Source organism: Paenibacillus sp. D2_2, assembly GCF_031199965.1.
Taxonomy (GTDB): Bacteria; Bacillota; Bacilli; order Paenibacillales; family Paenibacillaceae; genus Fontibacillus.
In genome coordinates this window covers 3,579,533-3,601,133 of sequence record NZ_CP133605.1, presented here as the reverse complement: position 1 = coordinate 3,601,133, position 21,601 = coordinate 3,579,533, and the positions used below count along the sequence as shown (strand labels likewise).

The 21,601-nt window shown below is 45.6% G+C and carries 19 protein-coding genes and 1 pseudogene; 15 read left to right on the top strand and 5 right to left on the bottom strand.

Translation table 11 applies throughout. The features are described from left to right. Nucleotides 1-221: 221 nt before the first annotated feature. The 4 genes and pseudogenes from RE628_RS18235 (at nucleotide 222) to RE628_RS18220 (ending at nucleotide 2,671) form a co-directional block, all read left to right on the top strand. Nucleotides 222-1,169: pseudogene (locus tag RE628_RS18235) on the top strand (carbon-nitrogen hydrolase family protein). Nucleotides 1,170-1,212: 43 nt separating this feature from the next. Next, nucleotides 1,213-1,437 carry a hypothetical protein gene (locus RE628_RS18230; protein ID WP_309154403.1) on the top strand — a complete coding sequence of 75 codons (225 nt, stop codon included), beginning with the start codon at nucleotides 1,213-1,215 and terminating at the stop codon, nucleotides 1,435-1,437. After that, complete coding sequence (locus tag RE628_RS18225; protein WP_309154402.1) at nucleotides 1,394-1,789, top strand: HDIG domain-containing metalloprotein; 396 nt, start codon at nucleotides 1,394-1,396, stop codon at nucleotides 1,787-1,789. The genes RE628_RS18230 and RE628_RS18225 overlap by 44 nt, the downstream gene beginning before the upstream one ends. Before the next feature lie 345 nt (nucleotides 1,790-2,134). Further along, nucleotides 2,135-2,671: a pyridoxamine 5'-phosphate oxidase family protein gene (locus tag RE628_RS18220; protein WP_309154401.1), complete on the top strand. Its 537-nt coding sequence runs from the start codon at nucleotides 2,135-2,137 to the stop codon at nucleotides 2,669-2,671. Between the two features lie 81 nt (nucleotides 2,672-2,752). Here the strand turns inward: RE628_RS18220 and RE628_RS18215 are convergent, their stop codons facing one another. Then, entirely contained in the window at nucleotides 2,753-4,183 is a 1,431-nt protein-coding gene (locus RE628_RS18215; protein ID WP_309154400.1) for a MocR-like pyridoxine biosynthesis transcription factor PdxR, read from the bottom strand. Nucleotides 4,184-4,454: 271 nt separating this feature from the next. On the opposite strand from RE628_RS18215, the gene RE628_RS18210 reads away from it, so the two are divergent. The 3 genes from RE628_RS18210 to RE628_RS18200 all read left to right on the top strand — a co-directional run bounded on the left by RE628_RS18210 (nucleotide 4,455) and on the right by RE628_RS18200 (nucleotide 6,662). Then, a complete protein-coding gene (locus RE628_RS18210; protein ID WP_309154399.1) occupies nucleotides 4,455-5,132 on the top strand; it encodes an Lrp/AsnC family transcriptional regulator in 678 nt (225 codons plus the stop codon). A gap of 97 nt (nucleotides 5,133-5,229) precedes the next feature. Continuing rightward, a complete protein-coding gene (locus tag RE628_RS18205; RefSeq protein ID WP_309154397.1) occupies nucleotides 5,230-6,024 on the top strand; it encodes a patatin-like phospholipase family protein in 795 nt (264 codons plus the stop codon). 68 nt (nucleotides 6,025-6,092) lie between these two features. After that, nucleotides 6,093-6,662 (top strand): putative ABC transporter permease, encoded by a 570-nt coding sequence (locus tag RE628_RS18200; protein ID WP_309154396.1) that lies wholly within the window; start codon nucleotides 6,093-6,095, stop codon nucleotides 6,660-6,662. 108 nt (nucleotides 6,663-6,770) lie between these two features. On the opposite strand, the gene RE628_RS18195 is transcribed toward RE628_RS18200, so the two are convergent. Beyond that, on the bottom strand, nucleotides 6,771-7,502 hold the full coding sequence (locus tag RE628_RS18195; RefSeq protein WP_309154394.1) for a class I SAM-dependent methyltransferase: 732 nt from the start codon (nucleotides 7,500-7,502) through the stop codon (nucleotides 6,771-6,773). Nucleotides 7,503-7,732: 230 nt separating this feature from the next. Here RE628_RS18195 and RE628_RS18190 point away from each other — a divergent pair, with 230 nt between their 5' ends. The 3 genes from RE628_RS18190 to RE628_RS18180 are packed head-to-tail and all read left to right on the top strand — an operon-like array spanning nucleotide 7,733 to nucleotide 9,369. Continuing rightward, nucleotides 7,733-8,275: a helix-turn-helix domain-containing protein gene (locus RE628_RS18190; RefSeq protein ID WP_309154393.1), complete on the top strand. Its 543-nt coding sequence runs from the start codon at nucleotides 7,733-7,735 to the stop codon at nucleotides 8,273-8,275. A gap of 17 nt (nucleotides 8,276-8,292) precedes the next feature. Continuing rightward, on the top strand, nucleotides 8,293-8,511 hold the full coding sequence (locus tag RE628_RS18185) for a hypothetical protein (RefSeq protein WP_309154392.1): 219 nt from the start codon (nucleotides 8,293-8,295) through the stop codon (nucleotides 8,509-8,511). A 57-nt stretch (nucleotides 8,512-8,568) separates the two neighbouring features. Continuing rightward, nucleotides 8,569-9,369: an alpha/beta fold hydrolase gene (locus RE628_RS18180; protein WP_309154391.1), complete on the top strand. Its 801-nt coding sequence runs from the start codon at nucleotides 8,569-8,571 to the stop codon at nucleotides 9,367-9,369. Here the strand turns inward: RE628_RS18180 and RE628_RS18175 are convergent. Further along, nucleotides 9,366-10,802 (bottom strand): aminotransferase-like domain-containing protein, encoded by a 1,437-nt coding sequence (locus tag RE628_RS18175; protein ID WP_309154389.1) that lies wholly within the window; start codon nucleotides 10,800-10,802, stop codon nucleotides 9,366-9,368. The two genes, RE628_RS18180 and RE628_RS18175, sit on opposite strands and share 4 nt — an antisense overlap. Before the next feature lie 111 nt (nucleotides 10,803-10,913). Between RE628_RS18175 and RE628_RS18170 the strand changes: the two genes are divergently transcribed. The 3 genes from RE628_RS18170 to RE628_RS18160 all read left to right on the top strand — a co-directional run bounded on the left by RE628_RS18170 (nucleotide 10,914) and on the right by RE628_RS18160 (nucleotide 13,485). Then, nucleotides 10,914-11,537, top strand: a complete 624-nt coding sequence (locus tag RE628_RS18170) for a LysE/ArgO family amino acid transporter (RefSeq protein ID WP_309154387.1) — start codon at nucleotides 10,914-10,916, stop codon at nucleotides 11,535-11,537. 196 nt (nucleotides 11,538-11,733) lie between these two features. After that, a complete protein-coding gene (locus tag RE628_RS18165) occupies nucleotides 11,734-12,459 on the top strand; it encodes a ThuA domain-containing protein (protein ID WP_309154386.1) in 726 nt (241 codons plus the stop codon). Between the two features lie 153 nt (nucleotides 12,460-12,612). Next, nucleotides 12,613-13,485 (top strand): helix-turn-helix domain-containing protein, encoded by an 873-nt coding sequence (locus RE628_RS18160; protein ID WP_309154385.1) that lies wholly within the window; start codon nucleotides 12,613-12,615, stop codon nucleotides 13,483-13,485. Nucleotides 13,486-13,786: 301 nt separating this feature from the next. Here RE628_RS18160 and RE628_RS18155 read toward each other — a convergent pair whose 3' ends face one another. Together RE628_RS18155 and RE628_RS18150 are read right to left on the bottom strand one after the other, a co-directional pair. Then, nucleotides 13,787-15,976 (bottom strand): GH92 family glycosyl hydrolase, encoded by a 2,190-nt coding sequence (locus tag RE628_RS18155; protein ID WP_309154384.1) that lies wholly within the window; start codon nucleotides 15,974-15,976, stop codon nucleotides 13,787-13,789. Nucleotides 15,977-16,010: 34 nt separating this feature from the next. Continuing rightward, entirely contained in the window at nucleotides 16,011-17,105 is a 1,095-nt protein-coding gene (locus RE628_RS18150; protein WP_309154383.1) for a GntR family transcriptional regulator, read from the bottom strand. A 334-nt stretch (nucleotides 17,106-17,439) separates the two neighbouring features. Between RE628_RS18150 and RE628_RS18145 the strand changes: the two genes are divergently transcribed. Then, nucleotides 17,440-18,729 carry a glycoside hydrolase family 125 protein gene (locus RE628_RS18145; RefSeq protein ID WP_309154382.1) on the top strand — a complete coding sequence of 430 codons (1,290 nt, stop codon included), beginning with the start codon at nucleotides 17,440-17,442 and terminating at the stop codon, nucleotides 18,727-18,729. 29 nt (nucleotides 18,730-18,758) lie between these two features. Continuing rightward, a complete protein-coding gene (locus RE628_RS18140) occupies nucleotides 18,759-21,443 on the top strand; it encodes an alpha-mannosidase (protein ID WP_309154381.1) in 2,685 nt (894 codons plus the stop codon). Nucleotides 21,444-21,601 lie beyond the last annotated feature (158 nt).

The window sequence follows — 21,601 nt, the reverse complement described above, 5'->3', positions numbered from 1 at the left end:
GTTCTCCTGTAAAGGGAGAACAGCTGCTCTATTGCTTTCATGCGATATTTAACCTAATCAAGCAGCAATGAATGAATGGATGGCTACACAAACAAAAAGTGGATGGTTACAATTTATGCTCTATTGGATGGTTTATTTTGATCCACTCTCTCTTATGATAGGTGTTCAGGGTCCGGTTCTTCCGCTCATTGTCGGAATGGATAACAGAGAGGGATGATAAAGTGAGAAATCGGCATGTGAAAGTAGCGGTCATACAAGCCGCTCCGATCTTGTTCGATAAGCAGTCCGCTATGGACAAGATCGCCTCGATGACGAAGGAAGCGGCTGGGCAGGGAGCAGAGTTGATCGTCTTCCCTGAAGTATTCCTGCCGGGATACCCGCGCGGTCTGAGCTTCGGAGCACGTGTCGGAAGCCGCACCGCTGACGGACGGAAAGATTGGGAGCGCTATTGGACCAGCGCCATCGATGTCCCGGGAGATGAGACGAAGCAGATTGGCGATTTGGCCAAGGAGTTAGGGGTTCATCTTGTCATCGGTGTCGTGGAGCGCGATCAGGATTTCAGCACAGGTACTTTGTTTAATACGATGATCTATATCGGTCCTGACGGGGAACTGCTGGGCAAGCACCGCAAGCTGGTTCCTCCTGCTCCGAACGGCTGCTATGGGGGCAAGGCGACGGCAGCACGTTGACCGTGATTGACACTCCCTTTGGCAGGGTGGGCGGACTGATCTGCTGGGAAAACTATATGCCACTAGCCCGAACAGCGATGTATGCGCAGGGGATCGATATCTATGTAGCCCCGACGGCAGATGCGCGGGATTCATGGCAGTCGACGATTCGCCATATTGCCTGCGAAGGCCGTTGCTTTGTCCTCTCCTGCAATCAGTTTGCAACCAAGGAATCCTATCCCGCAGACCTAGCCTACTATCCGGATATAGAGCAGGATCCCGAGGTTCTCAGTAGGGGGAAGCGCGATTGTGGGCCCGTTAGGTGAATACATCATGGAGCCGCTTTATGACCAGGAGGGGATTCTAGTGGCGACACTGGATCTCTCCGAGATCGTACGGAGTCGATTTGACTTCGATCCAGTTGGACATTATAGCCGTCCAGATGTTTTTCAGTTGATCGTGAATGATACGAAGCAGGACATTGTACAGAGAAAACAATAGACAACTATAGATTTTTTATAGCATGAAAAAGGGGTTGGAGAGATTGGAAAGTAGCTTAAGAGAACGGTTAGAGACCATTCTGCTGACGAAAGAGAACATCGCCTTGGCGGAGGAAGAGTTGCTGTCGATCATTCCAGAACTCATCGTCTGCAAAGATTGTGAGCAGCATATGCCAGGCGCATCGTCTGCCCGTACTTCTTCATACTTACGAGGTTGTGGATGGAGTGAGGAAGGATCTCGCTCTGAAGCTAGCGGCATTGTTCCATGATATCGGTAAGCCGTATACCAAGGTTACACGGGATGGAGTGGACAGTTTCAAGGGGCATGAAGAGATCAGCGTCATTCTGGGAGATTTCATTCTTCAGCGTCTTGACTTCGACGATACGATTCGGCGTAAGGTTGGTATGCTAGTCAAATACCATGATACAGAATTGTTCCCGAGCCAGGAGAGCATGGACGATATTACCGGAAAAATAGGTGTAGACCTGGTGCTGCCTTTGTTGGAGCTGCAGCTCTCTGATCTACTTGCACATTCCGAACAGAAGGTGAATGCCCTCTTGCCGCAAAGAGAGAACACGCTGAAGTTTTTCTTGAGTAGTGTAAGCAGCAGGTTGAAGTGATCACTTGGGTCTAGGGCTCTAACGAAACTCCATATCGTTATTTTGGCAAAGACAGTGATAAATAAATTCTAACGAAACACCATAACGCTATTTGAGATCAATTCGATCAAAAAGCCATGAAAGTAGCAGAATAACGATCCCCAGTTTCGTTAAAATTCTCAACAGCTCTTTTTGGTGCAAATAGCGATATCCAGTTTCGTTAGAAACGGGATCAAGGTTCAGGAGCTTTATTTATTCTGTAAGGTTGAATTTGGATTGCTCTAAATTAATAGTTTTGGATATTTCTAATCACTCCAATAGTTGATACACTAGCCAATATTAATTCAATATTATAGGGGTGATAGTATGGATAGAGTTCGTTACAAGACAAGGGAAGTGTTGGACAAGGGCAAGATTGAGACATTTCTATTGCAGGCTCGAGTTGGACATCTTGGAATGGCTGATGGTCATCTGCCTTATGTAGTTCCGCTTAATTTTGTCTGGACAGATGGCAAGCTTTACTTCCATGGAGCGACCTGGCGGAGAAGGAATCAGGTGATGGATGCTAATCCAGAGGTCTGTTTTACGGTTTGTGAAGAATATGGAACGATTACTGATCCGGTGCCAGCCAAGACGGACACAGCGTATATGAGTGTCATGATTTTTGGCAAGGCAGAACCTGTCATGGATCTGGATGAAGCTACACATATGCTGCAAGAAATGATTCATAAGTATGTGCCGGGTTACTATAATCGTCCATTACCTCAGCAACACGTAGACAGGTACCGGTCAGCCGTATTTGGTGGTCCGGTTCAGGTGTATCGAATAAATCCACATCATATCACTGCGAAAGAAAATCCGCTGGAAATTGAAAAAATGTTCAGAGCGGGTAAAACCGTGTAAGTCCGAAATCATCGCTTAAAAAATAATGCTGTCGTTACAGATTCGGCAGCATTATTTTGAACTATCATTTTTGAACTACCTCTAAAAGATCATTTTAGCAAGGCGGAGTATTCCTTGCTCAATAAGTCCCTCATCTACCTTAGCAAAACCCAGTACCCATCCTTTTCGATCACTTTCCAAACAATATGTACTCAGTGGGTATACACGGATTCCCTGGTCGAGCGCTAACCTCGTCACTGCTTCTTCTCCAAACGATTTATCAGCCTCAAGTAGCATATGAAGCCCCGTTTCTGCGCCACTTAGAGTAAAATGTGCACTAAGACCTGATGTGTTAATGACTTTCGTCATAGCTTCGTGTCTACGCCGATATACGTTGCGAACTCGTCTCATATGACGCATAAAATGACCATGTTCGATAAAATGAGTAAGTGTTAATTGTTCCATAATCGGTAGATGGCGATTGGTTAGCTCATGGACTTGGGCAATCTGACGAATGGCTTCTTTGGGACCAACGATTGCTGATATCCGGATACCAGGAGCGATCATTTTGGAAAAACTCATCATATACAACGTGTTCTGAGGCCGCTGACTGAACAAGGTTGGAATTGGGTCACCACGATACCGGAATTCACTGTCGTAATCATCCTCAATAATCCAGCAACGCTGCTCAGCAGTCATATGTAACAATTGTTGCCTGCGAGGCTCCGACATAATAACTCCAGCCGCACACTGATGCGATGGTGTAACATATACAAGTTTGGACTTAGGGTGAATGCGATCTACGCAAAGTCCGTGTTCGTCGACCGGAACGGATGCGACTTGCATGCGCCGATATTTCATCACCATCCAAGCAGCAGGGAAGCCAGGATCCTCAACCGAAACAATATCTCCTTCATATAACAGGGCTTGGGCGATTAAATCAATGCTATGCTGTGCGCCAGAAGTTAAAATAATTTGATCGATATCTACATGAACTCCTCGTTCAAGCGACAGGTAACGTTGAATCTGCTCTCGCAACGGCAGGTAGCCATAGGCGTTGCCATATGCCCAACTGTCCAAGCTTGTTTCCGTAGAGGCATGTAAAAAGGACTTTCTCCAATTTCTTTGAAAATGTTCGTCTAAATAAGGCTCATGAGGAGTGAAATCAATCTCTGTTTTTCGATGATCTTTGTTACCAAACCATTGGTGCAAGTGGTCGACTCCGATGTTTAACAGAGGTAGTTCAGGAGGGAGGGACCCTTGTGTAGCAGCATTTTCTGAAGGACGAGTCGTATATATCCATTCGCTAACTCTTGTTCCACCTCGTCGAGAGGTTACGGTATATCCGCGGCTAAATAACTCCTCATATACAATCTGTATGGTTGAGCGGGAAACGCCAATCAATTGAGCGAGTTCGCGGGATGGGAGCAGTAATTCACCTGGTGACCATTTTCCAGTTTCAATTTTGTGAATCGCTTGATCCAGAAGCTGCTGCCAGATGGGACGTTTATCATCACGATTTACTTTCAGCATTCATTCACCTCCAGTGTTCTGGATGGTATTATGGATTGTTCTAGAATCTGAATTGTGGCATTGAATAACAATCCAATCCATTGGTTGATATACTATCATGACATTTGTTGCTCTAGCAACGTCGAAATCATCCGTATGGTTAAGCGGAGGCATTTTATATAATAAGTGTCCAGGTTGACGATTAAATATTGTCGTGCTACCATATACACAAAAGACCCAAAAACAAATGTTATTGTTGATTAATAAAGGTCATACCACTGAGGTGAACTCCATGTCGCTTACGAAAAGACGACTGCAATTTCTGGATAAATTAGTTGAATTATATCAACGTACAAGCCTGCCGATTCACTATGAGACACTGGCTCTTTCCTTGGGTGTAAGCAAATGGACTGCTTATGACATGATGAAGGAGATGGAGAAGCAAGGATTTGTGAGCCGCAGTTATGAAGTCAATGCCAAGGAAACCGGCAGATCGCAAGTTGTGTTTTCTCCTACGGACCAGGCTACTGATTTATTTAAGCTAAACCGGAAGGATAGCTATAATGCGGTCGATTGGGAACATACGATAGCGCATATCAGGAAGCTACTAGGAAGTGTCAAGGACACCAATGTGAATGAGGTTATCCGTAAAGTCATGAACGAAATATCATCCAAAGCGTCTAATCTAGAGTTCTGCGGTTACATTCTCGGCCTGCTATTAGTATATATCAAGAAGCTGGGGAGCAAGACAGAGCATCTTATCTCATTGCTAGTCAGCAAGAGACTTCATAGTAAGAGCGGGATATTGCTGTTTGTGGGTACGGTCCTCGGAACGATCATTCAGACGATTAACGATGAACTGGGAAATGAACTTACGGAGCTTATCTCCAAGTTTATCGATACATTGGACGGACTGTCCAATCATGAACAGCGAATGCTGTCCGATTTGTTGCAAGAAGCTTTAGCTTAAAGGCTTTAGCTTTTGGATAGTTTTTTGGTCTTTTGTGTTTTTTGCGAAGAGACCTCTATATATATTTTGAAAAGATCAGATAGTGGAGTGTGTCACAATGAAAACCGCGTTGGTATTAGGTGGAGGAGCTGTACGGGGCTTGGCGCATATCGGTGTATTAAAAGCTTTTGAGAGGAATGGGATCAAGGTTGATCGTATTGTAGGTACAAGCATGGGGGGTGCTATCGGCGGCTTGTATGCGGCTGGGGTGCCGGCAGAGGCTATTCAGGAAGTGATTCTGAACACTCCGAAGTACCGTCTGATCGATATGGGCATTCGACATCGCGGTCTGTTGGGGGGCAACGCGGTTCAACAGACGATTAACGGTCTGCTGGAAAAGCATAGTAAACAGGGGTTGCTCATTGAGCAGTTCCCAATTGAATTCAAAGCGATTGCTGTGGATCTCATGTGCGGACAGCAGGTGGTTCTGGATCATGGTGACTTGGGAACCGCCCTGAGGGCGACGACTGCATTTCCCGGTGTGTTTGCCCCGCTAATGGATGGCGATAAGATGCTTGTTGATGGCGGTGTCCTTAACAATCTACCCGTGGAGGAAGCGTTGGACGGGGGAGATGACTTTATTATTGCTGTGGACGTAGCCAGAGAGCATGAGAAGAAACCGCCACGAAATATGATGGAGGTGGTATACCGTTCTTACGGTTTGATGGCCGCAGGGCGAAGGCATGTCAGTCTTAAAAGAGCGGACTATGTGATCCGTCCCGAGGTAGGTTATTACGCATCCTTTGATTTTACTAAATCAGCTGAGTGTATCAAGGCGGGGGAGGTAGCAGCAGAGCAATGCCTCGAGGAACTCCAGCAATGTATTAAATCTGAGCAGTCAAGGGTGTGCTAGGCTCCTGGCACAGAGTTTTTTGGTCTTTTGTAGTTCTTACATTCATGTCGATTGGGGGAGTGAAACTCATGAGCAGCGTATTTGCGCAAAAAATGGTACTGTTTGCGATTTACGCTTTCGCCGGCTGGCTTCTGGAGACATCCTATGCTAGCATCCGAGAGCGACGTTTTGTTAATCGGGGCTTTTTATGTGGACCCTTTTGCCCCATTTATGGCTTTGGAGCGCTCTTGATCACTACTGTTTCTGAACAGGCAGGAGCAAGGTTGGACGATCCGTTGGCGCGCGGACTGGTTATTTTCTTGATGTCCGCTCTACTGGTTACATGTCTGGAATATGCTACGGGTTGGGTACTGGACAAAATTTTTCATCGAAAATGGTGGGATTATCAGGGCCAGAAAATGAACATCGGCGGTTATGTCTGTGTAGAATTCTCCCTGCTCTGGGGAGCCTTAGCATTTGTGCTGGCAGAGTTGATCCATCCAGCCATCCTACTGCTCCTCACTTCTTTACCAGGATGGTTTCTTATCGCTGCGGCATGGATCATGCTGATTGACTTTGCTATAGATACAGGTGTCTCGGTCAGCAGGGAATGGCAGCGCAAGCATTCATCCGGAGTAACTAGACTTAAATTGCGCTAGGTTATAAGAGAACCGTAAGCAGCGTGGGCAGTAAGCTTAGTCGATAGAAACGGGTCTGAAATCTAGAAGGGAAGCCCCGACTTGGGCTTCCCTTTGTGTATACACTGCCTATTTCTCAGCTGAAATTATTAGAAACATGGGTCTTCGGAGTTCATCTTTCATATCGGGAATATTCCTTAACATTTCTTCGGAAGGAATAGGTTCTTTGACTTCCCGCATAATAAATCCGGCATGAATCAAGTCATTGATATAGGTCGAAATCGTCCTATGATATTTGATAACAGCTTCATTAAGAAATGTAGTGTTCCGCAGACCTTCGGATTGATAATGATCCACGGCCCAATGAAGACGATTGCCCTGGTCATCGTAATACCAATCTTGCTCGTTCCGGGAAGTGAAGATGGGATGCTCTACTGAAAACACAAAGGAACCTCCCGGTTTGAGACAATCATAAACTTTGTTGCAGATCTCTTCAAAAAACTGAATATAGTGAAAAGCCAAAGAGCTTATGACAACATCAAATTGCGAAGCAGAGAAGTTTATATCCTCAATGGGCATGTTCATGTAAGAAATCTCGGGGTCATCCGTCATTTCGCGAGCTTTTTGCAGCATTTTCTCAGATATATCTACTCCGATTACAGAGCTTGCTTGTTGTTCACGAGCATAACGGCAATGCCAGCCGAATCCGCAACCTAAATCAAGAATACTCTTATTTTGCAATTTAGGTAGCATTTCTTTAAACACATGCCATTCACCCGCACCTTCAAGTCCCTCCACGGAACGCAGCATTTTACCATAAGCAGAAAAGAAATTAACATCATCGTATTTATTTTGTCTCATATACATACAACTCCTATAAATTAAGATAGCCTCCTAAAACAATGAACAGATCAATTTATTTAGGAGGCTACCTATATCCGTCTGACCAATTCTCTCACCTCATTGCCAATAACTTAAAACCATTATTACATAAATTTCTACTGAACTAAAACCGGCCTATTTACGATTCGGAAATACAATGTCATTATCATTTTATAAAATGATAATGATTAATAATGAGGGGCAATACAATGACTAAAAAGGCTGATCTACTACTTCATCCCGTGCGTATGCGTATTTTACAACATTTGCTGTTAGGTACTCCATTAACGATTGCCCAGCTTACCGAGGCGCTTGGTGACGTTCCTCAAGCTACTTTATACCGACATGTCAATCTTTTGCTTAAAGCGGAGCTCATCGAAGTGGCTGATACGAAAAAAGTCAAAGGGACGGAAGAACGTCTATTCTTGGCCAGAGAAGACAACCTGAAGATTCCTGAACATGAGATTGAAACGACCTCCATTGAGGATCACATCCGTTATTTCTCAGTATTTCATAGTAATTTACTGCAGCTCGCTACCACATATCTGTCGAATACGCCACCTGATAAGTACAAAGAAGAAGGGTTCGGCTATTGGTCAACACCGATTCATGTGAGCGATGGTGAATTTGTGGAGCTTTTTCAATCCATTAATCAATGTCTGGAGAAAGTGTTGGATAATCAACCATCAGCTGAGCGGAAGACGCGCATTTTCGCTGGCATGTTCATTCCACAGAATTCCGGACCAGTGTAAAGAGGAGGAGACTATAGGTGGGTGTTCAAATGATGTTGGGTGATCGTGAATTAGTAGTGAGTATTTCAGGATGGGAAGTGGCAGCCATTTTGGAGAACTATTTCCTATCCTATCATGATGCCAAAAAAGTCGTTATTCTCAGCCTCAAAGGGGTTAGTTTCGATAAAGTCGTATTAGAGAGTGAAGATCCTGAACAGCTGGCAAATGATATTAGGTCGCGCTGCACTTCACACTAATCGGTATAATCTTGGGGCTTAATAGCGCTTCAAAATCCAAATAAGTAGGTGAGGTGATTGGCGTTGCAATATAAAGAATACGGTGATCAAAATGCTCCCCTGCTGTTGTTTTTGCATGGCGGCGGAGTGAGCGGCTGGATGTGGGATAACCAGATTCCATACTTCTCCCATTATCATAGTATCGTTCCAGACTTGCCTGGACATGGTGGAAGCGATGAGGTTACTCCATTTTCTATACAGGACAGTGCGCAAGGATTAATTGAGCTTATTGAGGATAAGGCAGCAGGAAAGCCTGCAGGATGTAAAGTCATTCTGAATGGTTTTTCTTTAGGGGCGCAGGTCATTATTCAAATATTAAGCCAGAGACCGAATTTAGTTACGGCTGCCATCATCAATAGCGCTCTTGTCAGACCAAGTGAACTTATGCGCAAATTCATTCGACCTACGGTTAGATTGTCGTATCCATTAATCAGAAATAGACGCTTCTCTAAGCTGCAAGCCAAGACGTTATATATAGAGGAAGCCAACTTTCAGAGATATTATGAGGAAAGCTGCCAGATGAAGCTCGATACTCTTGTTAGAGTGTTAGAGGAGAACATGTCTTTTCAAATACCCGCAGGGTTTAGAGAAGCGCGTGGTAAACTCTTAGTTACAGTTGGCGCCAAAGAAAAAGCGATGATGAAAAAGTCCGCAAAGGATCTTGTCAAAGCGAACTCAAACTGCACTGGTGTTATTATCCCAGAAATGGGCCACGGTGTTCCCTTGGTTATGCCCGACTTCTTCAACGATCTAGTAGAGAGATGGATTCAAGAAGGGACATTACCCAAAGCATGCAAAGTGATCCGCCTAAATGACTAAGTTCCTTCCACAATGGCCTCATATAAAATATTCAAACCTGTCTCCAACTGCTCGAAGCTAGCGTATGCATAAGAGAGCCGGATATGGTAAAAATCTTTGGCGTCGTATATATACCCCGGATTGATAAGTACATTTTGCTTCATGAGCTTGAGAAACAGGGCTTTGTTCACGAGTGGTTCGCGGAGACGAAGCCAAATGTAGAATCCGCCTGTCGGCTTATTCCAAGTCGCTATGCTATTAAACCGACTCCGCAAAATTTCCTCAACGAAATCGGCTCGCCGCTTAAGCTGTGCTCGTAGTTTAACGATATGCTCATCATAAAGCCCCGATTCAAGCCAATACCTCACAATTTGCTGTGAGAATGCACTTGACCCGTAATCCGTCTGCATTTTAATGTCGGCCAGCCTGTCGATGACTGGCTCAGGGCCGATAACCCAGCCGATCCGTAGGCCTGGACTTAAAGTCTTGGACATGCTGCCGATATAGAGCACTTGGCCAGAGGAATCTAGAGATTTAAGCGACGGAGGGATCTCATCGAACGCCAGCTCGTGATACACATCATCTTCGATAATAGGGATCTGCTGAGAAGCACAGATTTGCAGTAGCTCCTGGCGCTCATCCAGGCTCATCGTGGAACCGGTCGGATTGTGTAATGTCGGGACGGTATAGAACAGAGACTGCTTCTTGCCCTTCATGGCTGTGATTTGATCGAGCAGATTGTTATCGCGATTACCTCTCTCCAGAGAGATGATTCTCATTCCGGCAGATTGGAAGGGGCGAACCGAGTTTAAATAAGAGGGAGCCTCCTGGAAAATAGTCGAGCCAGGTTCGAGCAAACCCAGTGAAATCAGCTGTAGAGCTTGTAGAGCGCCAGATACAATCATGATGCTATCAGGTGAGGCATGAATTCCCCTCTTCATGGCATATTGACTTAGCATATGCCGAAGCTGTTTGCTGCCCTTCGGTTCGGAGTAGCCGATGTCCCGTGCGGCAATCTGTACGTTCTGCAATGAGCGCTGTAGAGCAGCCGTAGGCAGCAGCTCCGGAGATAACTCACCAGTTCCTAGGCGGATGATATCCTCCTGTTGCTCATATTCATTAATAAGCTGAATTGTCTGAAAATTCGGTTCATAAATGCTGGAGGAAATATGTCTCTCCCAGTCAAGGTGATTGCTCTTGATAAGCACATTCCAGCTATTGTTCGATACATAGGTTCCATCGCCGACCCTCGTTGACAATATGCCATCGGCCACGAGTTCTTCAATGGCAATGACGATTGTACTACGGTTAACTCCCATAGCTTCGGCCAGTTTTCTTTGCGTTGGGAGCTTCGTATGGATCGGCCATTCACCGCTCTGAATGCGTTGCTTGATCCAATCTATGATTTGCTGTTGTATGGTCAAATGTGAGAATCGATTTGGTTGCCATTCCATAGGTTGCAACTCCATCCTTTAAATTGGTTGGTTTAATTACCATCCAATTGGTCGTTCCTATTATGTATACCATATTTATAATAGAAAGAAAAAGGGTGGAGGAAATCAAAATTGCAGGCTTTCATACATGGAATGGTACTTGCCTTCGGTCTTATTCTGCCACTTGGCGTCCAGAACCTTTTCGTATTTACTCAAGGTGCAGAGCAACCTAAGTTCCGGAGGGCACTGCCAGCTACGATCACCGCGTCAATCAGCGATACCTTACTCATATTGCTTGCCGTCCTTGGTCTGTCGGTTATTGTTGGGGAGGTGGAATGGCTTCGGATCGTTATGATGTGCGGAGGGGCTGTTTTTCTAATCTATATGGGATATTCCATGTGGAGAACGAAGCCTAGGACAGGACTTGGACAAGATCGCAGAGAACTGTCTATCAAAGAACAAATTGTCTTTGCCCTTTCGGTCTCTTTATTAAATCCCCATGCCATTCTTGATACTGTCGGCGTGATTGGAACGAGTGCACTTCGTTATACGGCAGCTGATAAGGTATGGTTCACTGCTGCTTGCATCCTGGTCTCATGGTGCTGGTTCCTTGCATTGACCATTGCAGGTCGTATATTGAAGCAATTGGATGGAACGGGAAGGATGCTTGTTATTATTAATAAATGCTCTGCAATTTTTGTCTGGTTAACGGCAGTTTGGTTGCTGCTTGATATCATCGGTTGGAATCCGAACTAAGCGTGCTGCGGTGATCATATCATACTAGAGATATTGAAATCAGAATTAGCCTCTAGAACAGCATAAATCTGGAAGACAAAATTCAGGAATAATAGAACAAACGGTAGGAAGAAAACGGACTGGGCGTTTTGTATGATAGACATATCAGGCATATAGAGAAGACATTCTGGACTGAATGAGCAGGAGGAGTAAGAATATGACTAGAGTAACGGTATGGAATGAATATCGCCATGAACAGACGGACGCTAAAGTTCGTGAGGTATACCCGGAAGGCATTCATGGGCAATTGGCTAGCTTCTTGAAGGAAGCGGATATGGAAGTAAAGACAGCAACGCTGGATGAACCAGAGCACGGTCTGACTGAGGAAGTGCTTAAAGATACCGATGTATTGATCTGGTGGGGACATGTTGCCCACAACGAAGTAAGTGATGAAATTGTTGAGCGAGTGCACCGTCATGTACTCCGCGGGATGGGCCTAGTCGTATTGCATTCGGCACATATGTCGAAGATCTTCATCAAGCTGATGGGTACAAGCTGCGACTTGAAATGGCGTGAAGCGAATGAGCGTGAGCGTCTGTGGGTCATGGATCCGAGCCATCCAATTGCGGAAGGAATAGGTGAATATATCGAGCTTGAGCAAGAGGAAATGTATGGGGCTCATTTCGATGTGCCAGCCCCGGATGAGCTAATCTTTGTCGGTTGGTTCGAGGGAGGTAACGTATTCCCAAGCGGTTCTACTTATCGTCGCGGTAATGGGAAGATTTTCTACTTTCAGCCGGGTCATGAGACACATCCGACGTATTACCATCCAGACATTCAGAAGGTCATCATCAACGGTGTGCGCTGGTGTGAGCCAGTGAAGCGTGACTATCCGGTCTATGGCCATTCCGAAGCGTTGGAGAAGATCAGCAAGAAGAATTAATGAATGTAGTTTTTAAGTGTACTGAAAGAAATGAAGGACGGGCCTCGCGTGAATCACGCAAGTACCGTCCTTTTTGCGCTCGGTTTACAACCTAAATCATATTGTCTAATATAGTCAGTAGTGTAAGACAACCAATGACTACGAGGGATGACTGTGAGTATTTATTTGGAACTTCCGGAATTGGACAAGGATTTTTCCTTCAGAAGTTTTGTTAACTCTGGGGAAGGGTTATGCTATCCACACTGGCATAAAGAGATTGAGATCATATATGTGACGAAAGGCAGTCTGGAGCTGGGGATTAACGATATCCCAATCCGAATGCATGAAGGCCAGATTCAATTTATTGTTGGAGGGGATGTCCATTACTTCCTAGCTGCGCCGGATGGCGAGAGGATCGTCATTCAATTTGATCTAAGTCTGTTCTATGATTCGTCCACCGATGCAGAGCGCAAGAAATCCATCAGTGATTCTTTTATGAAAATGGAGCATTCGAGCTGGAAATGGCCCGAGCATGTGATGGAGCGTATGCGTGCTTTGGTGGAGGATATTCATGAGGAGAATGTCTCGCGACGGGAAGGTTACATGTATATTATTAAGGCCAGGTTATTTGAAATGCTGCCTATAATATTCAGAGACATTCCTTGTAACGAAATGGCTAAGTACGCCAGTAACGGAAATATCCAGTCGCGTGAGACGCTGGAGCAGCTGGAGCGGGTCTTCTCCTATGTCGAGGAACATTATCAAGAATCGGTCACGCTGAAGGAAGTGGCTGAGTATATGGGCTTCGATCCTTTCTATTTCAGCAGGCTGTTTAAGAAGAACACAGGGAAGAACTTTATTACATTTCTGAATGAGTACCGATTGAATAAGGCTAAATGGCTGCTGCTGACCGAGGAGGGCTCGATGGCGGATGTCGCTGAAGCTTCAGGCTTCGGGAGTGTGAAGACCTTTCACCATTTATTCAAGGATGCAACGGGTCTCTCACCGTTGAAATATAGAAAGACGTTGGCGGGGAAAGAGTGCTGACCGCTAACGAAACTGGGACACGCTATTTAGGCGAAAATAAGGCTGCCCAAAATGTAACGAAACACCATATCGTTATTTGAACGAAAACGAGGCCAATCTACGTGATATGAAGCTAATAGCGATACCACGTTTCGTTAGAAAATAAAAAGACGCTCTTAGGCTCAAATAGCGATTGCCAGTTTCGTTAGATTTGGGGAAAGACAGCGTTGGGGGCTTCGTTGAGCGGTTCGCGATCGCTGACCGTCTTAATTTAAAAAACAGGGGCAAGCTGATGCATAACTCAGCCTGTCCCTGTTTTTCGTTATTTCGATATCGAGAAAGGAAGCTCTTCCGGCTTGTAGTCACGGTAGCTCGGAGCAAGACCGAGGCGGAAGTCGAGCGTCTTGCCTTCCATAATGTCTTCGTAAGTAATGAATAACTTGGTATAATCCTGTCCAGCCAGCTTGACGTTGGATACGAAGTTGGACTGCGGGTTGTTATTGTCCGTACGGATTTGCATTTGCTTGCCATTAGGCAGCTCAATGGTCACCTGATCGAATAACGGGATACCAAGAACGTATTCGTTGCTGCCAGGGGATACCGGGTAGAAGCCCATAGAGCTAAATACATACCAGCCAGCCATACTACCGTTGTCCTCATCGCCTGGATATCCATCAAAGCCGCTGTTGAACAGATGGGTGACGATCTGCTTGATCACTACCTGCGAGGAGGCTGGCTGTCCAACATAATTGAACAGATACGGAATATGGAAGCTTGGCTGATTAGAAATAGCAACTTGTCCGAAATCGATAGCGGCCATTTCACTCATCTCATGAATTTCGAAGCCGTAGCCGAGCACATCGAAGTCTGGCTTTTTATTGCATAATTCAGTGATCTTATCGAAGAACAGTTCCTTTGAACCATAGGCATCAATCAACCCTTGGAAGTCCTGGAATACGGCGAAGCCGTTCTGCCAGGCGCTGCCTTCGGCATAGTCCCGTCCCCAGCTTGTATCGTTGAAGTCTGTACGGAATTGTCCGTTCTGATCCTTCGCACGCATAAAGCCGAGTTCGGAATCGAAGATGTTGCGGTAATTCAGCGCGCTCTCGCGGTACTTGTCAGCGATATCTGTCTTACCCAGCAGTTCAGCGACACGACTGATGCAATAATCACTGTAAGCATAGTCCAGCGTATGGTTAACGCTCTCATGATAATTGCTTGGAACATAGCCATATTTAATATAATCCAGTGTGCCTTGACGGCCGTAGCAGGTCTGCTCGCTCTGAGTCGTTGCTGCCTTCAGCATTGCTTCCAGCAATTCAGGCATCAATTCCAATCCTATTCCCTTAGCTGCGGCGTCTGCGATTACGGCGTCGATTAAGGTACCCGGCATCAGTCCGCGCTCATCTGGAGATAACCATTTCGGTAGGAATCCGGTTTCACGATAAGAGTTCAGATATCCTTCCAGCATCTCAGCATATTCCTTCGGTGCGATGATGGAGTAGAGTGGATAGACGGTCTTGTAAGTATCCCAGAAGCCGTTGTTCGTATATAGAACACCTTTCTTGACGGCTCTTGCTGTCGTATCATAATGGACTGGTTCCATATTGGCATCGAGCTCGTAAAATTTCTGCGGGAACAAGAACATACGATACAGGCAAGTGTAGAAGGTGCGCAGATACTCTTCATTGGTGTGTGACACCTGGATTTTGCCCAAATAACGATTCCAGGCTTGTGCACCCTGTTCTTTCAGTTCGTCGATAGATAGGTTCAGTTCTCGCTCCAGGTTAAGCGTAGCTTGATCGTCGCTAATAAAAGAGGTCGCCAATTTGACATGAAGGGTATCAGTCTCACAGTCCTTGAAGCGGATGACAAAATGGCGGTCTTTACCGCTGACCGAAGCCTCGCTATAGAGCTTGCCCTCTTCATCGTAGTATCCGGAAGTGCTAAGATCGAGCTCTTTATTGAAGCTCATCGCTACGTACATACGGAATTGATCATCATGACAACCGGCAAAATTGCTTACATAGCCAGTGAGCTTACGATTTGCGGCGTCGATATGCCATTCACTGATATTTTTCACATTGAGTACGAGTCCGGCCTGATGGCGGGAATTATACTTAATGCGCAGCGCAGCACCGTAGCAGGATGGAACAAGCTCACTCGTAATATTGTAGCGTTGCTGCTTCACTTTTACGTAGTTCGGCTTGAACACAGCTTCTTCTGGACGATAAGAGCTCTGGCAGGTGAAAACGGTGCCTCTAATCTTATCATCTGCAATAGGCGTCATCAGAAAATGAGAGAAATCGCCCATCCACGGACTTGGTTGGTGGGTGAGACGGAACCCTTGGAAGACGCGATCAAGCGGGTTGAAAAACCAGCTTCCTTCATCATTCGTCTGAACTGCAAAGTGATTCATGCCAAACGGGACTGCCGTATATGGAAGCGTATTCCCATTCGAATAAGAGTGTTTGTTGTTGGAGCCTTGTCTAGTATCAATATAATGCAGCATGTAGACTCTCCTTCAATTTTTAATGGTAGGCATTTTATAGCTGTTTCACCGTCTGACGCTTGATCAGCTGTACCGGAATGATTACATTGTCTTGCGGACGCTGTAGTGGGTCCTCAATCATTCCGATCAGGTTCTTCGCAGCCATATAACCCATTTGTGCAAAATCCTGAGAAATCGTAGTGAGCCTTGGTTCAATAAAGCTGGAAAGATGAATATTATCGAAGCCTACAATCGAGAAATCATCCGGTATTGATAGACCAATATTCTTGGCGATCTGAATAATCTCAATTGCAATCAGGTCATTCTCAGCAACAATCCCCGTAATTCCGTTCTCCATAACAGCTTGAATGAACTTCTTGTAGTACTCCTTGCCGTTATCATCCTCATGGGTTAAATACCGATCTATTAGATCGTTCACACTATAATCGATCAGACTGTTGTCGTACAGCGCTTGCAAATAACCAAAATAGCGTTCCCGAATGGACGAAGACTTCTCGACCTGCGAGGAGGAGAGAAAGGCGATCTTCTTGTGATTGTTCTCGATCAGATGCTTACAGGCTTGATAGCCGCCGTCAAAATTATCGGAGACGACGCATGGAAACGGAATACCGTCAATGATCTTGTCCATCGTGACCAGCGGGAATTTCGACAGATAGTATTGATACAGAATGCCGAGATCGTCTCTGCTGCTCACCGGATAGATGATCAGGCCGGAATTGTTGTTATGTAAGGCTGCTTCCAGTAGCCTGCGCTGTCCGATCACCGTGTTGGATTGAATATTCAGCGTATAATCGGTCGTCGCTAAATATTCATTAATCCCTTTCTCATAATCGCCAAGTCCCGGGTTATGGGTGAATGGCAGAATGATCAGAATTTCTTTACCAATCCTGGGTAGAGGACGGAGAGGAGGCAGGTCAGCATTTACGAAGCTGCCCTTGCCCTGTACCCGGTAGATCAAGTTATCATTTTCCAGCTCTGTTAAGGCTCGTTTGGATGTAATGCGGCTCACTTTGAACTCTCTGGAGAGCTCCGCTTCGGTGGGGAGCTGGTCCCCAGGCTGAAGTTCTCCTGATTTGATTCTTGCTTTTAGCGTATTTACGATATGTTGATATAGTGGAATCTGTTCCATTTTTTTCTCCTCGCTAAATTTGGTATATCATTTATCTGTTTGATATGTCAATTGTAAATGTTATCTATGGAGCAATAAATGTGGTTGTTATGTTGAATATACGATAGAACAAGCTTTTCAGCAATAGAGTAGGGATAGAAAGACAACGGATCACTCCGATCACGTATATAGTTCTCTAGTATAACCAATTATAACAGCTATAAAATAATGAATGTAAACGCTAGACAAATGATATGGTATATCATAAAATAGGTTTTGAAGATTATTTGATATATCAACTTTCGTTTTTGGGATATGGGATTAAGATTTGATAGAGACTAGGGAGGCTAACAAATTGGGTTACAATGAGATTCCAACATCGGTCAAGAGCTTTATGAATCATATTACTGAGCTATGTGGCCAAGAGCATGCACGTTGGGCGGAGAATTTTAATGCCTGCTTCGCCAATACACTGCTAACGACGGTCAAGCGTCATTCAGATGGTACGACCTTCCTATTGACCGGGGATATTCCGGCGATGTGGCTGCGGGATTCAACAGCTCAGGTAAGACCCTATCTTGTTTTAGCCAAGCAGGATGCCGATCTTGAGGAGATGATTGCCGGTCTTGTCGAGCGCCAGCTGCAATATATCAATATGGACCCTTATGCTAATGCTTTTAATGAAGAAGCAAATGATGCTGGACATCAGACCGATCATACGGAGATGACTCCATGGATCTGGGAGCGCAAATATGAGATCGACTCTCTTTGTTATCCGCTTCAGCTTAGTTATTTGTTGTGGAAGGCTACCGGACGTACAGCTCAGTTCAATGATACATTTAGGCAAGCGGTACAGAACGTCTTGGAAGTATGGGAGACTGAGCAGGATCATAACCGTTCGCCATACACCTTCGTTCGTGATACAACCCGATTGGAAGACACGCTAGTCAGAGACGGTAAAGGTTCTCCAGTAGCGCCTACAGGCATGACCTGGTCCGGCTTCCGCCCGAGCGATGATGCTTGCCGCTATGGATATCTTGTTCCATCTAATATGTTCGCTGTCGTTGTTCTCGATTATTTGCGTGAGATTTATCAGGATATCCTTAAGGACGATTCCTTGATCGAGCGGATCACGAAGCTGCGTGAAGATATCGAACAAGGGCTGCAGCAACATGCCAAGGTAACAAATACGAGCGGTGCGAAAGTATACGCTTATGAAGTTGATGGTCTAGGAAATTATAGCATTATGGATGATTCGAACGTACCGAACCTGTTGTCTGCTCCATACTTGGGCTACTGCGACAGCAATGATCCGTTGTATCTTGCTACCCGTAAGACATTGCTAAGTGCCGAGAACCCTTTCTTCTATGAAGGAACTTATGCGAAGGGAATCGGCAGTTCGCATACTCCGGAGAATTATGTATGGCCAATCGCGCTGGCGATGGAGGGTATGACGACTGAGGACAAAACGGAGAAGGAACGGATTCTCAACCTGCTGGTGGAATGTGATGCTGGCACTAAGCTGATGCATGAAGGCTTTGACGTGAATGATCCGACGAAATATACGAGAGAATGGTTCTCCTGGGCAAATATGATGTTCTGTGAACTAGTGATGGATTATTTCGACATCCGGATAGATAAATAAGAGGTAGTTCAATTAAGGAGACGATTAGAATGAAAAAAGTATACATTTTATCTCACAGCCACTGGGACCGCGAATGGTATTTGCCTTATGAGCAGCATCATATGCGTCTGATCCAACTCGTTGATGACTTGTTGGAACTATTCGAGACTGATCCAGAATTCAAGAGCTTCCATCTTGACGGACAGACGATTATTCTCGACGACTATGTACAGGTTCGCCCGGAGAAGAAACCTTTACTTGAGAAGTACATCCGTGAGGGACGCCTTAAGATCGGTCCGTTCTACATTTTGCAGGATGATTACTTGATAAGCAGTGAAGCAAATACGCGCAATATGCTGATCGGATTTGAAGAGAGCAAGAAGTGGGGCGCACCAGTCAAGCTTGGTTACTTCCCGGATACGTTTGGAAATATGGGGCAGACACCACAAATGATGCGTGAAGCCGGACTGGATGTTGCAGCTTTCGGGCGCGGAGTGAAGCCGACGGGCTTCAACAATGTTGTTATTAATGATGAGAAATATGCTTCGCAATATTCCGAGATGTGGTGGGAAGGTCCGGACGGTTCGAAAATTCTCGGTCTATTGTTCGCTAACTGGTACAGCAACGGTAACGAGATCCCGGTGGATAAGGAAGAAGCCAAATTGTTCTGGGAGCGCAAACTCGCGGACGCATCGCAATATGCATCTACAGAGCATTTGTTGATGATGAATGGTTGTGACCATCAACCGGTACAGAAGGATCTGTCTGCTGCGATACGCGTAGCAAATGAACTGTATCCGGATATTGAGTTCATCCATAGCAACTTTGAGGATTACATCGCTGCGCTTAGAGCTGATTTGCCGCAGGAATTAAGCACGGTATCCGGAGAGTTGACTAGTCAGGAAACCGACGGCTGGTACACACTAGCTAATACGTCTTCTGCACGTATCTACTTGAAGCAGATGAACACCGAAGTAGAGCGTCAACTGGAAAATATCGCAGAGCCACTTGCTACTATGGCTTATACGACTGCTGAGCAATATCCGCATGACACTTTGCGTTATGCATGGAAGACGCTAATGCAGAACCACCCGCATGATAGCATTTGTGGCTGCAGTGTCGATGAAGTGCATCAGGAAATGGTAACGCGCTTCAAAAAAGCAAAAGAGGTTGGTAAATTTGTAGCTGATGAGGCGGCTGAGGCATTGATGGCTCAGATCGACACCAGCGCTTTCCCTGACGGTTCGAAGCCATTCGTTATCTTCAATACTGCTGGTTCTGCGAAGACGGGTGTAGCTGAAGTGACGATCGAATGGTCGAGAAAGCCATTCTCACAAGGAACGCCTTCCCAGCTCTATTATGAACAGAAAGAGACGAAGCTGCCGCTACTCGCGGTTGTGAATGCTCAAGGCGAGACAGTAGCTGCTGAAATCATCGATGAAGGTGTTACTTTCGGCTATGACCTTCCTAAGGATAAATTCCGTCAGCCTTTCATGGGACGGTATGTTAAGGTACGCATGTTCATGGAGCAAATGTCTGCTATGGCATGGGAGTCCTTCGCATTAGTTGAAGGTTCTGCCGCAGATTTGCAAGCTGGCGAAGCCATCGTTAAGGAGCAAGGACATTTATTGGAGAATGAATTCCTGAAGGTGACTATTCAAGAGGATGGATCACTGGATGTTCAGAACAAAGAGACAGGCAAGGAATACACGGGCTTGATGGTATTTGAAGATGTTGGTGATATCGCCAATGAGTATATTTTCAAGCAGCCAGTAGGAGACCAAGCCATTCTCTCTGCGGGTAAAAAAGCAACAGTTACGATCCAATCGGCTAATGCCTTTACAGGTGAAGTATTGGTTGAGCAGGAGCTGGAAATCCCTGTTTCCGCCGATGAACTTCTAGAAGAGGAAATGAAGGCTGTGATCGAGTTCCGCGATCGTAAAGCTCAGCGCTCCAAGGAGACGGCTATCTTCAAGATTGCAACTAAGATTACGCTGCAAAAGGGCAGCAAGCAGTTGCAATTCGAGACCACTTATAACAACCAAATGAAGGATCACCGCTTGCGCGTACTGTTCCCAACTGGAATCGAGACGGAATACCATGAAGCAGAGAGCATCTACGAAGTGGTACAGCGTCCTAACAAGGTAGACCGGGCTTGGGAGAATCCGACGAATCCACAGCATCAGCACTCGTTCGTCAATGTGCATGATAACCAACATGGTGTTACTGTTGCGAACTTCGGCCTGAACGAATATGAAGTATTGTCGGAGCGTGGAACGATTGCGTTGACTCTGCTTCGCTCCGTAGGCGAGCTTGGTGACTGGGGCTACTTCCCAACGCCTGAAGCGCAATGCCTTGGCGAGAACACGGTTAAATTCGCTGTAGCCTTCCATGGAGATGAAGCGGATAAGCTAAGAACTTACCATGAAGCGATCAACTTCCAGGTTCCGTTCAGCAGCTATCAGACTTCCAAGCATGCCGGACAATTTGCAGCCGATCATCAATACATGAAGGTTGAAGGAGATGCCTTTGCGCTTACAGCATTTAAACGTAAAGAGCATTCGGATGAGATCGTGACGAGAGGCTTCAACATGACCGGAGCTGAGCAGCCGCTTCGTCTGTCGATCGCCGGGCTTAATCCTCAGCGCTGCAATCTGCTGGAAGAGCCAGTTGATGCTAAAGTGTCTGAGAAGATCAAACCAGCCGAAATCGTAAGTTACAGCTGGAGCAAGTAAGTCGGTATTTAAAATTATGATAATAGCCAGGTCCCTTGATTGCTGTAGTAGTTAAGTGGCCTGGCTTTTTGATTTAGATGCGAACATTCGATCTATGAATCTTTTCAACAAACGGAGTTTTAACATATAATTTAGATTAAATAAATGATATGCAATAG